The sequence below is a fragment of the Paenibacillus sp. genome (genome assembly GCF_031177825.1).
Taxonomy (GTDB): Bacteria; Bacillota; Bacilli; order Paenibacillales; family YIM-B00363; genus Paenibacillus_AE.
Genome location: NZ_JAPSKE010000025.1, coordinates 70,966 through 86,353, shown reverse-complemented (window position 1 = coordinate 86,353; position 15,388 = coordinate 70,966). Strand labels below are relative to the sequence as shown.

Sequence of the window (15,388 nt, the reverse complement as noted above, 5' to 3'; positions counted from 1 at the left end):
AAGGCGAGCTACAAGGCGCGGATCGAGGAGGCGTTCCCGGACGCGGCGGCCGCGGCGCAATTCGCGGATCCGCGGGCGCTCGTCGTGCCGGAGGCGCGGGCGGCGATTCCGCCGGAGGCGCTGACGAACGCGACGACGGCGCTGGCCGGCTCGATCTCGTTCCTGTTCTGGATTTCGATCCTCATTCCGCTCGTCGGCTTGATCTTCGTGTTCATGCTCGGCAAGGCGCGGATGGAAATCCCGGCGAAGGGACAGGGCGAGGATGCGTCCGCCCCGGTGCCGGTCGGACATTAATCGTGTAGATGCGCAGGGGCCCCGACGTTCCGTCGGGGCTCTTTGCTTACAGCGCACAGAACGGGCGAACGGCGGGGGACAGACATACAGGCCGGACAAGGGCTGTTGTCGTATGCTATGGGTGTAAACCATCACCTGAAGGAGCGTGGGATTCATGGCATACCAAAACAATTGCTACGGTTGCCCTCCGGTTAGCCCGACGATGACGGCGCCGGCGCAGCAAGTCGTTCAGAACGTCTATCATCCGACGGTGGTGCCGGTCGTGCACCCTGTCAACATCGTGAAGAAGCATCATTGCGTCCCGGTCTATCAGCACTGCACGGTCGTGACGGTCACGGACGAAATGGCGAACGTCAGCAACTACAAGAGCAGAAAAAATCGTCGCCGCGCGCGCTCGAAGTAACGGGCGGCGACTGTCTTGCCGGAAGGAACGCCTGCGGGCGTTCTTTTTTTATAGAAGAGCGGGACGAGCCGTTCGTGTTATGATGGGGCTAATCCAAGGAGGAAGGTGGCTTCGGATGATGTGGAGATGGCTCGGGTGGTTGGCGTCGGTCGCGGTCGCGGCCGTCGCCGGCATGCTCGTCGCGTTCGCGCTCGCCTTCGCGCTGGCGGCGGCGCTGTTTCATGTCGCGTTCTACGTCGCGGTGTTGTTCATCGTCATCGGCTTGCTCGCGTTGGGACGAGGGGGCGGCGGCGGGTATCGCATGTCTCTCGAAGATGCAGGCGCTCCGGAGGAGGCGGCGCACGACGCCGGCGAGCTGGAGAAGGAGATGCATACGATCCGTACCGAGGGCGCCCTCGAGTCCGTTCGGCGTCACCGAACCGCGCGGTTGTCGTTCGCGTCGTCGACGTGGATCGGCGCCGGCGTTGCGCTGCTGCTCGCGTGCGTGTTGTTCGGCGGGTAAAGCCATATCGCGGCTTCTTGACCTTGCCCGTAGGGGAAGCTGTATGATCAACGAAACGAAAGGTAAAGGATGCGAAACATGAATCGACTCAAGCAAATCGAATTCGTATTCCCGGCGGGAACCGAGGAGGAGCGGCGATGGAACCGGACGTTCCGCAGCGTGTTGGCGGGAGCGGCGGATTCGCCGGACGAAGCGGTGCTGCTGCCGAAGCCGGAGGGGGCGCTCCCGACGACGGCGTTCCGCGAAGGCGCTTACGCCGCGCCGGCGATCGCGTTGGACGTCGAGGCGGCGATCGACCTGCGCATCGGCGAGTTCGTCCTCGCCGACCGGCGGACGCTCGCAGCTAGAAGAGCGGCGCCGGCGGCGTCGGCTACGGCATCGGCGCCGGCGGGGCTGCCGATCGAGGCGCTTCGGCGGCTGCTGTCCGGCCGCGTCGTCGACGTCGACCATACCGGCCTCAACGTGCCGACGTTTTCGGTCGCGAGGGAGACATGGAACCGGCTGGTGCAGACGCTCGCCGGGGCGGGGAACGTCTACCGGTATCCCGGCGAGGACTGGCCGTTCCTCTTCCCGTCGACGCCGGACGAGTTCGCAGGAGACATCGCTTCGTTCGACGCGTATCGCACGGCGAAATTCGAGCTCGTCTACGACGGCTGGACGAAGCTCCCGATACTGCAATTCGCGCTCTCGACGACGCTGACGCGCGAGGAGGCGGAAGCCGCGCTCCCGGGGCCGCACGGGTTCGGCATTCCCGGCTTGGACGGCATCTTCCGTTCGGCGTTCGTCGATTCCCCATGGCGCGACGCGATCGCGATACGCTTCGATCTGTACTACGTAAGGAGCGACGCCGCTTTGAACGAATGGGAAACCGGCGAATGGCTCGTCCGCGAAGGCGGGCGCATTCGGGCGGAGTCGTCGTAGAGCTAAAAAAACGCTATCCATTACGCTTGCTTCAAGCGTAGGGATAGCGTTTTTGCATCCAATCACCAACAAAGCGCCTGCACGAATGCAGTTATTAATTCGTTCGTACGCCTGCCGCGGCGCTATACCTGCAAAAGTGCATTTATTTGTCCCCATCGAGGCGGGTTCACTCCGAATTACCTGCATTTTTGCGGCTATTCGGAAGTTCGACGCGATTTTTGCGCGAAACAACTGCACTTATGCAGGCGGCTGCCGCAACCGGCGCATCCAACCGCCAAGCGCCTGCGCAAGTGCAGCAGAAAAGGCCCGCTGCCTCAGGGCTGCTTCCCCTTGAAATGCACCACGGCCGAATACAGCATCTTATTATGGAGCGGATGGAACGTGGTCGTGTGCGAGATCGCGTACACGTCCAACAGCAAGGCGCGGTTGTTTTCGATCTGCTCCGCGATTTTCTTCTCTAACGTCGCCAAGTCGTACGCCTCGAAAAACTCGATCTTCGATTCGATTCTTTCCAACATAAATCCCATACGCTGCGAATCCCTCCGAACGAAATCTATCAAGCTTAAGTATACCATAGCGCTGGCGACAATAAATATTTTCGGAAACGGGTTCAAAAGAAAACAAAGTCATGTTAGTATAAAACAAACACATTCAAAAATAAAACAACAAATTCGGAGGTACTTAGACATGCCGCAAAACTTATGGCAGCAAGACCAAGCTTCGCAACTAAAGCCGGGCTTGGATGAACTCGTTTATCGTTCTAACCTGCTCGGCACGGACCGCTCGGTCGCGAACTGGGGCGGCGGCAACACGTCGATGAAGACGGTCGTACAGGATTTCCGAGGTCGCGACGTCGAAGTGATGTACGTGAAGGGGAGCGGCTCGGATCTCGGGACGATGCAGGCGAAGCACTTCACGGGACTGCGTCTGGACGACATCCGTCCGCTGTTCGAACGCGATGCGATGACGGACGAGGAGATGGTCGCGTACCTCGCGCACACGATGATCGACGCGAAGCATCCGCGGGCGTCGATCGAGACGCTGCTGCACGCGTTCTTGCCGTTCAAGCATGTCGACCACACGCACCCGGACGCGATCATCTCGCTCTGCTGCGCGGATAACGGCCGCCAGATCGCCGAAGAGATCTATGGCAACCGGTTCGTATGGGTTCCGTACGTACGCCCGGGCTTCACGCTGTCGAAGATGATCGCCGAGGGCGTCCGGAGCAACCCGAACGCGGAGCTCGTGCTGATGGAGAAGCACGGCCTCGTCACGTGGGGCGACACTTCCGAAGAGAGCTACCGGAAGACGTTGCAAATCATCGGCGAAGCGGAAGCGTACATCGAAGCGCGCGCGAACGCCGAGACGCTGTACGGCGGCAAGAAATACGACGCCCTGCCGGAAGCGGCGCGCAAGCGCGTGCTCGCCCGCATCATGCCGATCGTGCGCGGCGCCGTCAGCGCGGAGCGCAAGATGCTGCTCACGTACGACGACGCGGACGACGTGCTGACGTTCGTCGGCAGCCGCGACGCGGCGGAGCTGTCCCAGGTCGGCGCGGCTTGTCCGGACCACCTCGTGCACACGAAGATGACGCCTTGCTTCATCGAATGGGATCCGGCGACGAACGACGTCGATGCGCTCGTCGAGAAGGTGAAGAGCGGCATCGCGGCGTACCAAGCGGAATATGCGGCGTACTTCGAGCGGAACAAGAACGAAGGCGACAAGATGTCCGAGACGTCCCCGCGCGTCATCCTCATCCCGGGCGTCGGCATGATCAACACGGGCAAGAGCTGGGCGATGGCGCAAGTGAGCGGCGCGCTGTACCACAGAGCGATCGCGGTCATGCGCGGCGCGACGGCGCTCGGCAAGTTCGTGTCCTTAAGCGAAAACGAATCGTTCAACGTCGAGTACTGGCCGCTCGAGCTGTATAAGCTGACGCTCGCTCCGCCGGAAGCGGAATTCAGCCGCAAGGTCGCCTACATCACGGGCGGCGCGGGCGGCATCGGCAGCGAGTCGGCGCGCCGCCTCGTCTCCGAGGGCGCGCACGTCGTGCTCGCCGACCTGAACCTCGAAGGCGCGCAGAAGGTCGCCGACGAGATCAACGCGAAGTACGGCGAGCATCGCGCGATCGCGGTGAAGGTGGACGTGACGAACGAAGAGCTGGTGGCGGCGTCCTACGACTACACGGCGCTGAACTACGGCGGCGTCGACATTATCGTCAACAACGCCGGCCTCGCGACGTCGAGTCCGTTCGACCAGACGTCGCTGAAGGAATGGAATTTGAACATGAACGTGCTCGGCACGGGGTACTTCCTCGTGGCGCGCGAAGCGTTCAAGCTCATGAAGGCGCAGGCGATCGGCGGCTCGATGGTGTTCATCGGCTCCAAAAACTCGATCTACGCCGGCAAGAACGCGAGCGCGTACAGCGCGGCGAAGGCGCTCGAAGCGCATCTGGCGCGCTGCATCGCGGCGGAAGGCGGCGAGTTCGGCATCCGCGTGAACACGATTCTTCCGGATGCGATTCTGCAAGGGTCGGCGATCTGGAACTCGAACTGGCGCAACGAGCGGGCCGCGGCGTACGGCATCGAGCCGGACCAGCTCGAAGAGTACTACCGCAAGCGCACGACGCTGCTCGTGAACATCTTCCCGAGAGACATCGCCGAAGGCGTCGCGTTCTTCGCGTCCTCGAAGTCGGAGAAGACGACGGGCTGCATGCTGACGATCGACGGCGGCGTGCCGGCGGCGTTCACGCGATAACCAATCCTAAGGAGGGTATCATCTATGTCCATCCAACCATCCATCGAAAAAGGGTACGCCGCGGCGAAAGAGCTGTACGCGGCGCACGGCATCGATACGGACCAAGTGTTGAAGCGGCTGGCCGACGTCAAGATTTCCATGCACTGCTGGCAGGGCGACGACGTGCGCGGCTTCCTGTTCCAAGATCAGGAGCTGTCGGGGGGCATTCAAGCGACCGGCAACTACCCGGGCGCGGCGCGCACGCCGGCGGAGCTGCGGTCGGATCTGGAGAAGGCGTATTCGCTCATCCCGGGCAAACATAAGCTGAACCTCCACGCGATCTACGCCGATACGAACGAGAAGGTGGATCTCGATCAGCTCGAGCCGAAGCATTTCGCGACATGGGTCGAGTGGGCGAAGGCGAACGGTCTCGGCCTCGACTTCAACCCGACGTGCTTCTCGCATCCGAAGTCGGACGACGGCTTCACGCTGAGCCATCCGGACCCGGCGATTCGGCAGTTTTGGATCGACCACTGCAAGGCGTCCCGGAAGATCGGCGCGTACTTCGGCGAGCAGCTCGGCCAGACGTGCGTCACGAACGTCTGGGTGCCGGACGGCTACAAGGACGCTCCGGCGGACCGCATGGCGCCTCGCCGACGGCTGAAAGCGGCGCTCGACGAGGTGTTCGCGGAGCCGCTGAACCCGGCGCACAACTTGGATGCGGTCGAGAGCAAGCTGTTCGGCATCGGTTCAGAGGCGTACGTCGTCGGCTCCCATGAGTTCTACATGGGCTACGGCCTGCAAAACAACAAGCTGATTTGCCTCGATGCGGGTCACTTCCACCCGACGGAGACGATCTCGAACAAGCTGAGCTCGCTCGCGTTGTTCGCGGACGGCATCCTGCTGCACGTCAGCCGCCCGATGCGGTGGGACAGCGACCACGTCGTCACGATGGACGACGAGCTGCTCGACATCGCCCGGGAGCTGGTGCGCGGCGAGCTGCTCGGCAAGACGCACATCGGTCTCGACTTCTTCGACGCGTCGATCAACCGCGTCGCGGCGTGGGTCATCGGCACGCGCAACACGATCAAGGCGGTGCTGCGGGCGATGCTCGAGCCGATCGAAGCGCTGAAAGCCGCCGAGCTCGAAGGCGACTACACGACGCGCCTCGCGCTGACGGAAGAGTTCAAGTCGTATCCGTTCGGCGCCGTGTGGGACTACTACTGCGCGACGCAGGGCGTTCCGGTGCGCGAAGCGTGGCTCGCGGAAGTGAAGCGATACGAAGCGGACGTCCTGCCTGCGCGCGGGCAAGAGGCGCTGTCGAAGGCGTAACTAGCGGAGCGTGAAGACGCGCGGGGGAGGAGTGACCTGAGGCATGAGCGTATTGGCATTCGATCTCGGCGCGAGCAGCGGACGCGCGGTCGTCGGGCGGCTGACGGAGGGCCGTCTCGTCGTCGAGGAGGTACATCGGTTCCCGAACGACCCGGTCGAGGTTGGCGGCCGGTTGTATTGGGACATCCTGCGGTTGTATCATGAGATTAAGCAAGGCATCGTGAAGGCGCGGCAGCAAGGCATCGACGTGCGCAGCATCGGCATCGATTCGTGGGCCGTCGACTTCGGGCTGATCGGCGCGAACGGGGAGCTGATCGCGAACCCGTACCATTACCGCGACCGTCATACGGACGGCGTTATGGACGAGGTGTTCGCGAAGCTGGGCAAAGCGTCGATCTATGCGAGGACGGGGCTGCAGTTTCTGCAATTCAATACGATGTATCAGCTCGCGGCGCTCGCGAAGGCGGATTCTCCGGCGCTATCGGCAGCCGACAAGCTGCTGATGATTCCGGATTTGCTCCGGTATTTCCTTACGGGCGTCATGAAAGGCGAGTACACGAACGCGTCGACGACGCAGCTGCTCGGCGCCGTCGACCGCGCGTGGGACGAGGCGCTCGTCGCGGGCGTCGGCGTCCGTCGGTCGCTGCTGCCGGACGTCGTGCAGCCGGGGACGGTCGTCGGGCCGCTCGCGCCGCGCGTGCAGGAGGAGCTGCTCGTCGGACCGATTCCGGTCGTCGCGGTCGCCGAGCATGACACCGCCTCGGCGGTCGCCGCCGTGCCGGCGCTCGAAGCGGACTTCGCGTACCTGAGCTGCGGCACGTGGTCGCTGCTCGGCACGGAGCTTGACGAGCCGGTGTTGACGGAGCAAGCGCTCGCGTGGAATTTCACGAACGAAGGCGGTTACGGCGGCACGTATCGGCTGCTGAAGAACATCATGGGCTTGTGGCTCGTGCAGGAGTGCAAGCGCGCATGGGATAAGGCGGGCGGCTCGCGGTCGTTCGCCGAGCTGGCGGAACGCGCGGCGGAAGCGAAGGGGCATGTCTCGTACATCGACCCGGACGACGATCGGTTCCTGAGCCCGGCCGACATGCCGGCGGAAATTCGCGCCTATTGCCGCGAGACGGGGCAGCCCGTCCCGACCGCGGAAGCGGAGACGATCCGCTGCGTGTTGGAGAGCCTCGCGCTGAAATACCGTTATGTGCTGGAGCGGACCGAGGCGCTGGCCGGGAAGACGTTCGGCGGCCTCCACATCGTCGGAGGCGGCATTCAGAACGAGCTGCTGTGCCGCTTGACGGCCGATGCGATTCGCCGCCCCGTCTGGGCGGGGCCGGCCGAAGGAAGCGCCATCGGCAACGTCCTCGTGCAGCTCATCGCCGCGGGCGACATCACGTCGCTCGCCGAGGGTCGCCGCATCGTGCGCGATTCGTTCGGCGTCGCGACGTACGAGCCGACCGACGGAGAGCGGTGGTCGGCGGAGTACGAACGTTTTCTCGACATTACGAAATTAAGATCTTAAGGAAGGGGGTCCGCTAGATGCTGGTTGCGGAACGACTGCAACGGATCGTCGATCTCGTCAACGAACGGAAGAGCATACGCGTATCCGAGCTGAGCGAGCTGTGCGACGTCACCGAAGAGACGATCCGCCGCGATCTGGATAAGCTCGAAGCGGAAGGCAAGCTCGCTCGTACGCACGGCGGCGCGATCAGCCTCGCGGAAACCCGAACGGAAGTGCCGTATTACGAACGGGAGATCGTCCGCAGCGAGGAGAAGCGGCGCATCGCGGAGGAAGCGGTGAAGCTGATTCGGCCGAAGGACCGAATTTTGCTCGACGCGAGCTCGACGGCTTGGTATATGGCGAGGCTCATCCCCGACATGCCGCTCACCGTCCTGACGAACTCGATCAAGGCGGCGGTGGAGCTCGCGGGCAAGGAGAAGATCCAGGTCATCTCGACCGGAGGCATTCTGTCGCCGGGATCGCTCTCCTACGTCGGACCGCTCGCGGAACGCGCCTTGGAGCAATATCACGTCGGTCGGCTGTTCCTCTCGTGCAAGGGCGCGCGGCTCGATCGAGGCCTCAGCGAGTCGAACGAGCTGCAGGCGCTCGTGAAGCAGCGAATGATCGCGGCGGCCGACGAGGTCGTGCTGCTCGCCGATCATACGAAGTTCGAGGTGCAGGCGTTCACGCACGTCGCAGGCTGGGACCGCGTGACGCGCGTCGTGACGGACGCGGGCACCGCGGCCGGCGACGTCGCCCGCTTGCGCGAAATGGGCATCGACGTCACGCAATTGACGGCTTCGTCGTCGTAACATCACCGCATTCGCCGAAACGGCGGGTGCGGTTTTTATTTGTTCAGTGACAATCGCCGGGGTTCAGGATAATATTGGGAAAAAGGCGATACGGAGGACGAGAGGATGAAGCTTTGGCGAACGGGGGCGTTCTTCCTGGCGTTGGCGGCCCTATGGCTCGCGCTGCCGGGATGCGAACGGAGCGGGGGCGAACCGTCCGAGGGGGCGTCGGATGCGGAGGAGCGGGCTTCGTTCCCCGAACCGTCCGAGATCCGCTCGATTCGAGTCGCGAACGAGGCGGATGGCGCCATCGTTATACAGATCGATAACGCGTTTATCGCCGGGCGGCTGGTCGAAGGTCTGAGAGAGGCGAAGCCGTCGTATATCGATGATCCGGAGCCGCTCGGGCGGAGGTATGAGGTGGATCTGAACGGCGAGGATGCAGCGGGACAACCGTTTACGTACACGTTTACGTTGAACGACATGACCGAGACGGATGCGCTGCGAGACGCCGGGAAGGTGTATTTTACCCTAGAAGACGGGACCACGGAAGCGTGGACGGTGCCGAGCGGGTGGATTCGCGCCTTGTTCGGGTATGACGCGGCTGTGGATCCGCTCCTGTACATCGCGACCGCCGACGCAAGCGCCAGCGTTATCGTGCAAGCGAACCGGCGCATTCGAACGGCGTCCGCGCCGGCGGCCGTCGCCGACACGCTGCAGGTCGCCGGCCTGAAGCCGGGAGAGAAGCCGCCCGGGTATAAGATTCATTGGTCGGACCCGCAGCGGTTCGTCATTCGATTCGATGCGCTGCCGGAAGGCGCATCCGTGGGGCTTCGCTTGGACGGCTTAACGTCGGCGGAAGGCGAGACGTTCGCGGTCGCGGAGCAGCCGGAGCGGAACGCCGCCGTACTGAGAAGCGCAGACGCATGGGGCGGCGTCCGATGGGCGGATGGGGACGGGCGAATCGAGCGGACGCGGGAGGTCGGAGAAGCCGTCATGCTCGGACCGATCAGCGGAGACGAGGGCGATTACGCCGCGGCTTACGGAACGGACGGGAGGGTGACGTTGGTCGAACTGGAAACCGGAGCGACGCGGTACCTTCCGGACATTGCGTGGCCGGAGCCCGGAACGCCGTTCGGCAACGACTACGGCTCCGACACGATGTTCTCCGACCGGCTGCACGGCAGCGTCCTCTTCGCGGTGCACGGGAACCGCACGTTGTATCGGGTCGAGATCGACACGGGCGAAGCGACGAAGCTGTACGAATCGGAACGGCCGGTGAAGTCGGTCGCGACCTCTCCAGACGGACGGCGCATCGCCTTGCTCGTTAACTTGGAGGATTCGCTGACGGCCGAAGGCGACGTGCTCGTGCTGAACGAAGCCGGCGAGCGCGTAACGATCGTACCTAAGGCGACATTCGGCGGACATAGCGACGGCTTCCTCTTTCCGATACCGATCCGGTGGGTCGACGGGCGAACGGTGTCGGTCGGGCGGTACGATGCCGATCGCGGGGCGACGGCGCGGATCGATGTGGAAGACGGTTCGATTCGCGTCGTTCCCGGCGCGGCGCTGCCGGAGCGGGCGCAACGTCTCTTAGACGAGCGGGTCGGTTGGCCGGCGGAGGCGTTACGCGTGCTGCCGCACCCGGACGGAACGCGGTACGCGGTTCAGACGCCCGAAGGGAGCTGGCTCGTCGATACGGCCTCGGCTCGCGCGATCTGGCTCGGACCGGGTACGGCGCTGCAGTGGGCGGACGGCGATCGAATCGCGGTGTGGGAGCAGCCGGCGTCGTCGACCGTACGGCCGTATCCCCTCGGTTGGGGATAAAGTTAATAAAGTTATATGGAAGTTGATACCTTCTTCTGTCTCCCCTTTGAGAAATCGCTTACAATTCGGTTGTAGAAGTCATTAACTCATTGGGGGGCTAGCTACATGGCAAGAACCTTTTCGAAATCGTTCGCATGGCTACTGGCTTTGACGCTTACCATTACCGCGTGTTCCGGCGGCGGATCGTCCGGGGGGTCGTCGGAAGGTCCGGCGGAGACGCCGCCAACGGCGGAGAAACCCGCCGAGGGAGGGGGGGCCTCGGCTCCGGCAGAAAGCGAAGGCTTGCCCGCGAAATTCGATCCGCCCGTCACGTTGACCGTCGTCCGCGGCGTCGGCTCCGACGTGAAGTTCAAGGACGGCGAGTCGATCGAAGACAACGTGCATACCCGATGGGCGAAAGAGAAGCTCGGCATCGAAATTAAATATTTATGGACCGTCGTCGACACGAACGACGCGTTCAAGACGAAGGTGCGCTTGGCGCTGTCCGCCAACCAACCATTCCCGGACGTGCTGCCGAACCGTCTGTCCTCCGACGTCATCAACGACTTGATCGATTCCGGCAAGTTCATGGAAGTCGGCGACGCGTTCGAGAAGTACGCCTCCCAGACGTGGAAAGACGCGATGAACGAAGACCCGACCGTCTGGTACCCGCACACGCGGGACGGCAAAAAATACGGCATTCCGATTTTGGATTACGCGTACAACGGAGACCCGGTTCTCTTCATCCGCGAGGATTGGTTGAAGAAGCTGAATCTGGAAGCGCCGAAGACGCTCGACGACTTGGAGAAGGTGTTGGACGCGTTCACGAACGGAGACCCGGACGGCAACGGCGCGAAGGATACGTTCGGCCTCACGATCGGCTTTAAAAACTGGCTCAATACGTGGATGGCGGACGCCGGCTGGGTGTTCGGCGCGTACGGCACGATGCCGAACCAGTGGAATAAAGACGGCCAAGGCGGCATCGAATACGGCTCGATCAACCCGGCGATGAAGGACGGTCTCGGACGAATCAAGAGCTGGATGGAACAGGGCTACATCTCCAAGGAATCGGCGCTGTGGGACGAAGTGAAAGCGACGGAAGCGTTCACCGCCGGCAAAGCGGGCATCGTCGCGGGGCCGCACTGGATGCCGTATTGGCCGCTCGAGGACGTGAAGAAGAACGTACCGGGCGCCGAATACAAGGCGTATCCGATCCCGACCGGGCCGGACGGCAAAGCGGGGCGCCACGGCACGACGAACGCCAACGGCGTCGTACTCCTCAACAAAGACATCGGCGAAGAACAGTTGAAGGCGTTCTTCGTATACCAGAACTATCTGTTCGACAACTATGCGAACCCGACCGCGGGCAGCGAGCATGAATTGGGCTTGCACCAAGGCTACGATTGGGACATCGTCGACGGCAAGCCGACCGCACTGACCGAAGGCCAAGGCGGCTTCGCCAGCAACAAGTACACGCTCACCTTCGACGGCGCGCGCATTCCTTCGCTGTCGCTTACGACGCTCGCGAAGATCGCGCGCGGGGAAGAAGCGGTGACGCCGTACGAGAAGCTGCAGAAGGAGATGGCGCCGGCGACGGTGCTGGAAGCGGCTAAGATCGTAATGGACCAAAAGGATATCGTCATGCCGAGCATGTTCACCGGTACGCCGACCCCGACGATGTCCAGCAAGCGGGAATTCCTGGAGAAGCTGGAGAAAGAGACGTTCTCCAAAATCATCTACGGCGAGGTTCCGCTGGAGGAGTTCGATAAGTTCGTCCAGGATTACATGAAGAACGGCGGAGAACAAATCAAGCAAGAGGCTAACGAGTGGTATAAGTCGGTAGGCGGCAACTAATCTTTAAGCACCTAAGAAAGCCCGGTCGACGCTGTCGGCCGGGTTTCGTTCTACACTCGCGGAAGGGGAGAAGGCGATGCGTTGGAATCCGAAAGACCGGTATGTTCGCGGCGAGGGCGCCGACATCGCGTGGGAGGGAGCGGCGCTGCGGCTTACGACCGAGCCGGGCGGGGGACATGCGTTCTTTCGCGTGGACGCGTCGGACGAGGACGCGCTCCGGGACGCCCGCTTTCTCGTGATGGACGTCTATCACGAGAAGGACGAGGCGCTTGGCGTAGCGCTCCAGTTTTTCAAAGACGGCGAGGCGCGGGGCGAACGTTCGCTGGCCGCGTTGATGGGCGCGCTGCCGGGCGTGCGGACGCGCCTCGCGTTCCCCCTTGCGGCGCTCGACTCGGAGCGCGTGTTTCTGCCGAGAACGCCGGGGCGATTGAAGACCGTTATTTTCGGCGAGGGGCTGCGGCAGCGGGACATTCGTTCGTTCGCGATCGGGACGCCCGAATCGCTGGACGGTTGGCGGTTCGAGCTGGAGAACGTGCATTTCGCGGCGGAGGAACCGGACTACCCGGTGCCGCCGACGCCGATCGTCGACGAGCTCGGTCAATATAAGCGGAAGACGTGGTCCGGCAAAACGAGCTCGCGCGTGGAGATGATCCGAGCGCTGAGGGAGGAGTACGAGGCGGGGGGAGAGGCGGCGATGCCGAACCGGTCGGCGTACGGGGGAAGCGCCGAGCGTCGGTACGAGGCGACCGGCTACTTCCGCACGGAGCGGGACGGCGCGCGTTGGTGGCTCGTCGATCCCGACGGTTACGCGTTCTTCAGTCTCGGGATGGACTGCGTCCAGCCGGGGGAGGCGGGGAAGGTCGACGGCATCGAAGCGCTGTTCGACAGCCTGCCTCCCGGGGGCGGAACCTTCAAGGACGCTTGGAGAACCGGGGAGGACGGCGGACCGCTGCATCGCGGACGGTACTTCAACTTCGCGGTCGCGAACTTGATCCATGCGTTCGGGGACGATTGGTTTCCCCGTTGGGCGGAGCTCACGGCCCGACGGCTGAAGCGGTGGGGCTTCAATACGGTCGGCAATTGGTCGAGTCCGGAGTTTATCGCAAGCCAAGACATCCCGTACGTGTATCCGCTCCGCGATTTCCCGGCGACGGAACGAACCGTCTTCCGGGACTTCCCGGACGTGTTCAGCGACGAGTTCCGGTCGGCGTCCGAGACGTTCGCGGAGCAGCTGAAGGCGTTCGCGGGAGACCGGCGCCTCATCGGATACTTCCTGCGCAACGAGCCGCTCTGGGCGTTCGCCGACGGGGTGAATCTGGCGGAGAAGCTGCTGGAGAAGGACGACGGATTCGAGAGCAAGCGGGAGTTGATTCGATACTTAAAGGAGCGATACGCGGAAAATGTGGACGACTTCAACGCGGCATGGGCGTCGAGCTTCGCGTCGTTCGACGCGCTGCTTGCGCCGATCGAGAACGCGTCGGGGCGGTCGGAGCGGGCGAGAGCCGACCTCGAAGCCTTCACGCGGCGCATGATCGAAGCGTATACGGCCATTCCTTCGGAGGCGTGCAAGCGGGTCGATCCGCATCACCTGAATTTAGGGATGCGCTACGCTTGGATTTCGTCTCCCGCGCTGTACGAAGGCAGTCAACATTTCGACGTGTTCTCGATCAACTGCTATAAGATGAAGCCGGACGCGGACGACATTCGCGAGATCGCCGAACGGACGGGGAAGCCGGTCCTGATCGGCGAATTCCACTTCGGCGCGCCGGACGTCGGCTTGTTGGCCACGGGACTGCGCGGGGTCGCCACGCAGGCGGAGCGAGGGAAGGCGTACCGGTATTATACGGAGCAAGCGGCGGCGCTGCCGGCGTTGGTCGGCGTGCACTACTTCATCTTGAACGATCAAGCGCTGCTCGGCCGCTTCGACGGCGAAAACTTCCAAATCGGCGCGGTCGACGTCTGCCATCGCCCGTATGAGGACTTCATCCGCGAGGTCGCCGAGACGCATGCGCGCATCTACGACGTCGCTTCGGGCGTCGTTCCGCCGTACGACGAAGAAGCGAAGGAAATTCCGCGCGTCGGCTTCTAACGGCAACAGGGAAAGGGAACACGAAAGTTCCCTATATCCGCTGCGAACGGCCAAAAGGGGCGAATAGGGAACACGAAAGTTCCCTATAGACCTTGGAAACGGGTCGAAACGTCCTTTTCGCGAGAAATAGGGAACTTTGATGTTCCTTATCCGGGGAGATTACGGGGATAGACCACAAATAGGGAAACTTGCTGTTCCCTATTTTGATGCTGCGTACGCTTGCACATGAAAATACCGTCAGGCGCGATCGCCTGACGGTATTTTCATGCCATTTTCCGAATAACCTTACTCCTTCACCGCGCCGAGCACGATGCCCTTGACGAAATACCGCTGCAGGAACGGATACACCAACAAAATCGGCAGGGCGCCGATGAAAATTTGGGCGGCCTTCACGGTACGCTGCGCGATGTTCTCTAGGTCTTCCGGCCGCACGTTCACCTTGCTGAAATCCTGCTGCACGATAATCGTCTGGAGGAACGTAGCCAGCGGATACCGGTCGTATTCCGTCATGTACAGCAGCCCGTCGAACCATGAATTCCAATGGAACACCATGTTGAACAGCGACAGCGTGGCGATGGCCGGCAGGGAGATGGGCAGGAAGACGCTGACCATCGTGCGGAAGTGGCTCGCGCCGTCGATCAGGGCCGCCTCCTCCAGCTCCTTCGGCACCGTTCGGAAGAAGTTCAGCATGAGGATCAGCAGCCAGACGTTGATCGCCGTCGGCAGCACGAGCGCCCAGATCGTATTCATCAGGTGCAGCTTCTGAACCAAAATGTAGAGCGGAACCATCCCGCCGCTGAACAGCATCGTAAATACGAAAAACCAAGCGTACGCGGTCCGGCCCTTGAAAGTGTAATCTTCCTTCGAGAGCGGGTACGCGGTCAGGAAGATGAGCGCCATGGAGATGACGGTGCCGAGCGCGGTCCGCTCGACGGCGATCCATAAGGCGCTTAAGAAGTTATTGTTGCCGAGCGTCTTCGCGTAGGCGTCGACGGTGAAGTCGATCGGCCACAGCCCGACGAGATTGGCGCTGGCCGGCGCCTTGCCGCTGAAGGAAACGGCCAAGATATGAACCATCGGCAGGATGCACAGCAAGCTCGCGACGCCGAGGAACGTATAATTAAACCACGAGAACAGCCGGTACGATATGGAGATCCGACGCATC

General features: G+C 62.6%; 12 protein-coding genes and 1 pseudogene. 11 read left to right on the top strand and 2 right to left on the bottom strand.

Annotated features, from left to right (window positions below):
* The 4 genes and pseudogenes from RIN49_RS22645 to RIN49_RS22630 all read left to right on the top strand — a co-directional run.
* A pseudogene (locus tag RIN49_RS22645) lies at positions 1-294 on the top strand (hypothetical protein); the annotation flags it as partial.
* Between the two features lie 154 nt (positions 295-448).
* Positions 449-697: a hypothetical protein gene (locus RIN49_RS22640; RefSeq protein WP_309122424.1), complete on the top strand. Its 249-nt coding sequence runs from the start codon at positions 449-451 to the stop codon at positions 695-697.
* A gap of 115 nt (positions 698-812) precedes the next feature.
* The gene (locus RIN49_RS22635; protein ID WP_309122423.1) at positions 813-1,199 is read left to right on the top strand and encodes a hypothetical protein; all 387 of its coding nucleotides are present in this window, start codon (positions 813-815) and stop codon (positions 1,197-1,199) included.
* A 78-nt stretch (positions 1,200-1,277) separates the two neighbouring features.
* A complete protein-coding gene (locus RIN49_RS22630; protein WP_309122422.1) occupies positions 1,278-2,120 on the top strand; it encodes a hypothetical protein in 843 nt (280 codons plus the stop codon).
* A gap of 314 nt (positions 2,121-2,434) precedes the next feature.
* Here the strand turns inward: RIN49_RS22630 and RIN49_RS22625 are convergent, their stop codons facing one another.
* On the bottom strand, positions 2,435-2,647 hold the full coding sequence (locus RIN49_RS22625; protein WP_309122421.1) for a YrzA family protein: 213 nt from the start codon (positions 2,645-2,647) through the stop codon (positions 2,435-2,437).
* A 160-nt stretch (positions 2,648-2,807) separates the two neighbouring features.
* Between RIN49_RS22625 and RIN49_RS22620 the strand changes: the two genes are divergently transcribed.
* The 7 genes from RIN49_RS22620 to RIN49_RS22590 all read left to right on the top strand — a co-directional run bounded on the left by RIN49_RS22620 (position 2,808) and on the right by RIN49_RS22590 (position 14,223).
* Positions 2,808-4,877 (top strand): bifunctional aldolase/short-chain dehydrogenase, encoded by a 2,070-nt coding sequence (locus RIN49_RS22620; protein WP_309122420.1) that lies wholly within the window; start codon positions 2,808-2,810, stop codon positions 4,875-4,877.
* 24 nt (positions 4,878-4,901) lie between these two features.
* Complete coding sequence (rhaA, locus tag RIN49_RS22615; protein ID WP_309122419.1) at positions 4,902-6,188, top strand: L-rhamnose isomerase; 1,287 nt, start codon at positions 4,902-4,904, stop codon at positions 6,186-6,188.
* 43 nt (positions 6,189-6,231) lie between these two features.
* Complete coding sequence (rhaB, locus tag RIN49_RS22610) at positions 6,232-7,704, top strand: rhamnulokinase (protein ID WP_309122418.1); 1,473 nt, start codon at positions 6,232-6,234, stop codon at positions 7,702-7,704.
* Between the two features lie 17 nt (positions 7,705-7,721).
* Positions 7,722-8,495, top strand: coding sequence for a DeoR/GlpR family DNA-binding transcription regulator (locus tag RIN49_RS22605; protein WP_309122417.1), 774 nt, complete (start codon positions 7,722-7,724; stop codon positions 8,493-8,495).
* A 105-nt stretch (positions 8,496-8,600) separates the two neighbouring features.
* Entirely contained in the window at positions 8,601-10,301 is a 1,701-nt protein-coding gene (locus RIN49_RS22600) for a hypothetical protein (RefSeq protein WP_309122416.1), read from the top strand.
* Between the two features lie 105 nt (positions 10,302-10,406).
* Positions 10,407-12,134 (top strand): extracellular solute-binding protein, encoded by a 1,728-nt coding sequence (locus RIN49_RS22595; RefSeq protein WP_309122415.1) that lies wholly within the window; start codon positions 10,407-10,409, stop codon positions 12,132-12,134.
* A gap of 76 nt (positions 12,135-12,210) precedes the next feature.
* Positions 12,211-14,223: a glycoside hydrolase 5 family protein gene (locus tag RIN49_RS22590; RefSeq protein WP_309122414.1), complete on the top strand. Its 2,013-nt coding sequence runs from the start codon at positions 12,211-12,213 to the stop codon at positions 14,221-14,223.
* 285 nt (positions 14,224-14,508) lie between these two features.
* On the opposite strand, the gene RIN49_RS22585 is transcribed toward RIN49_RS22590, so the two are convergent.
* Positions 14,509-15,387, bottom strand: coding sequence for a carbohydrate ABC transporter permease (locus RIN49_RS22585; RefSeq protein WP_309122413.1), 879 nt, complete (start codon positions 15,385-15,387; stop codon positions 14,509-14,511).
* Between the last annotated feature and the right edge of the window lies 1 nt (position 15,388).

What these genes read in the sequence shown, in the direction of transcription:
- RIN49_RS22640 (WP_309122424.1), top strand. Translation starts at nt 449, where the DNA reads ATGGCATACCAAAACAATTGCTACGGTTGCCCTCCGGTTAGCCCGACG.
- RIN49_RS22635 (WP_309122423.1), top strand. Translation starts at nt 813, where the DNA reads ATGATGTGGAGATGGCTCGGGTGGTTGGCGTCGGTCGCGGTCGCGGCC.
- RIN49_RS22630 (WP_309122422.1), top strand. Translation starts at nt 1,278, where the DNA reads ATGAATCGACTCAAGCAAATCGAATTCGTATTCCCGGCGGGAACCGAG.
- RIN49_RS22625 (WP_309122421.1), bottom strand. Translation starts at nt 2,647, where the DNA reads ATGGGATTTATGTTGGAAAGAATCGAATCGAAGATCGAGTTTTTCGAG.
- RIN49_RS22620 (WP_309122420.1), top strand. Translation starts at nt 2,808, where the DNA reads ATGCCGCAAAACTTATGGCAGCAAGACCAAGCTTCGCAACTAAAGCCG.
- rhaA (WP_309122419.1), top strand. Translation starts at nt 4,902, where the DNA reads ATGTCCATCCAACCATCCATCGAAAAAGGGTACGCCGCGGCGAAAGAG.
- rhaB (WP_309122418.1), top strand. Translation starts at nt 6,232, where the DNA reads ATGAGCGTATTGGCATTCGATCTCGGCGCGAGCAGCGGACGCGCGGTC.
- RIN49_RS22605 (WP_309122417.1), top strand. Translation starts at nt 7,722, where the DNA reads ATGCTGGTTGCGGAACGACTGCAACGGATCGTCGATCTCGTCAACGAA.
- RIN49_RS22600 (WP_309122416.1), top strand. Translation starts at nt 8,601, where the DNA reads ATGAAGCTTTGGCGAACGGGGGCGTTCTTCCTGGCGTTGGCGGCCCTA.
- RIN49_RS22595 (WP_309122415.1), top strand. Translation starts at nt 10,407, where the DNA reads ATGGCAAGAACCTTTTCGAAATCGTTCGCATGGCTACTGGCTTTGACG.
- RIN49_RS22590 (WP_309122414.1), top strand. Translation starts at nt 12,211, where the DNA reads ATGCGTTGGAATCCGAAAGACCGGTATGTTCGCGGCGAGGGCGCCGAC.
- RIN49_RS22585 (WP_309122413.1), bottom strand. Translation starts at nt 15,387, where the DNA reads ATGCGTCGGATCTCCATATCGTACCGGCTGTTCTCGTGGTTTAATTAT.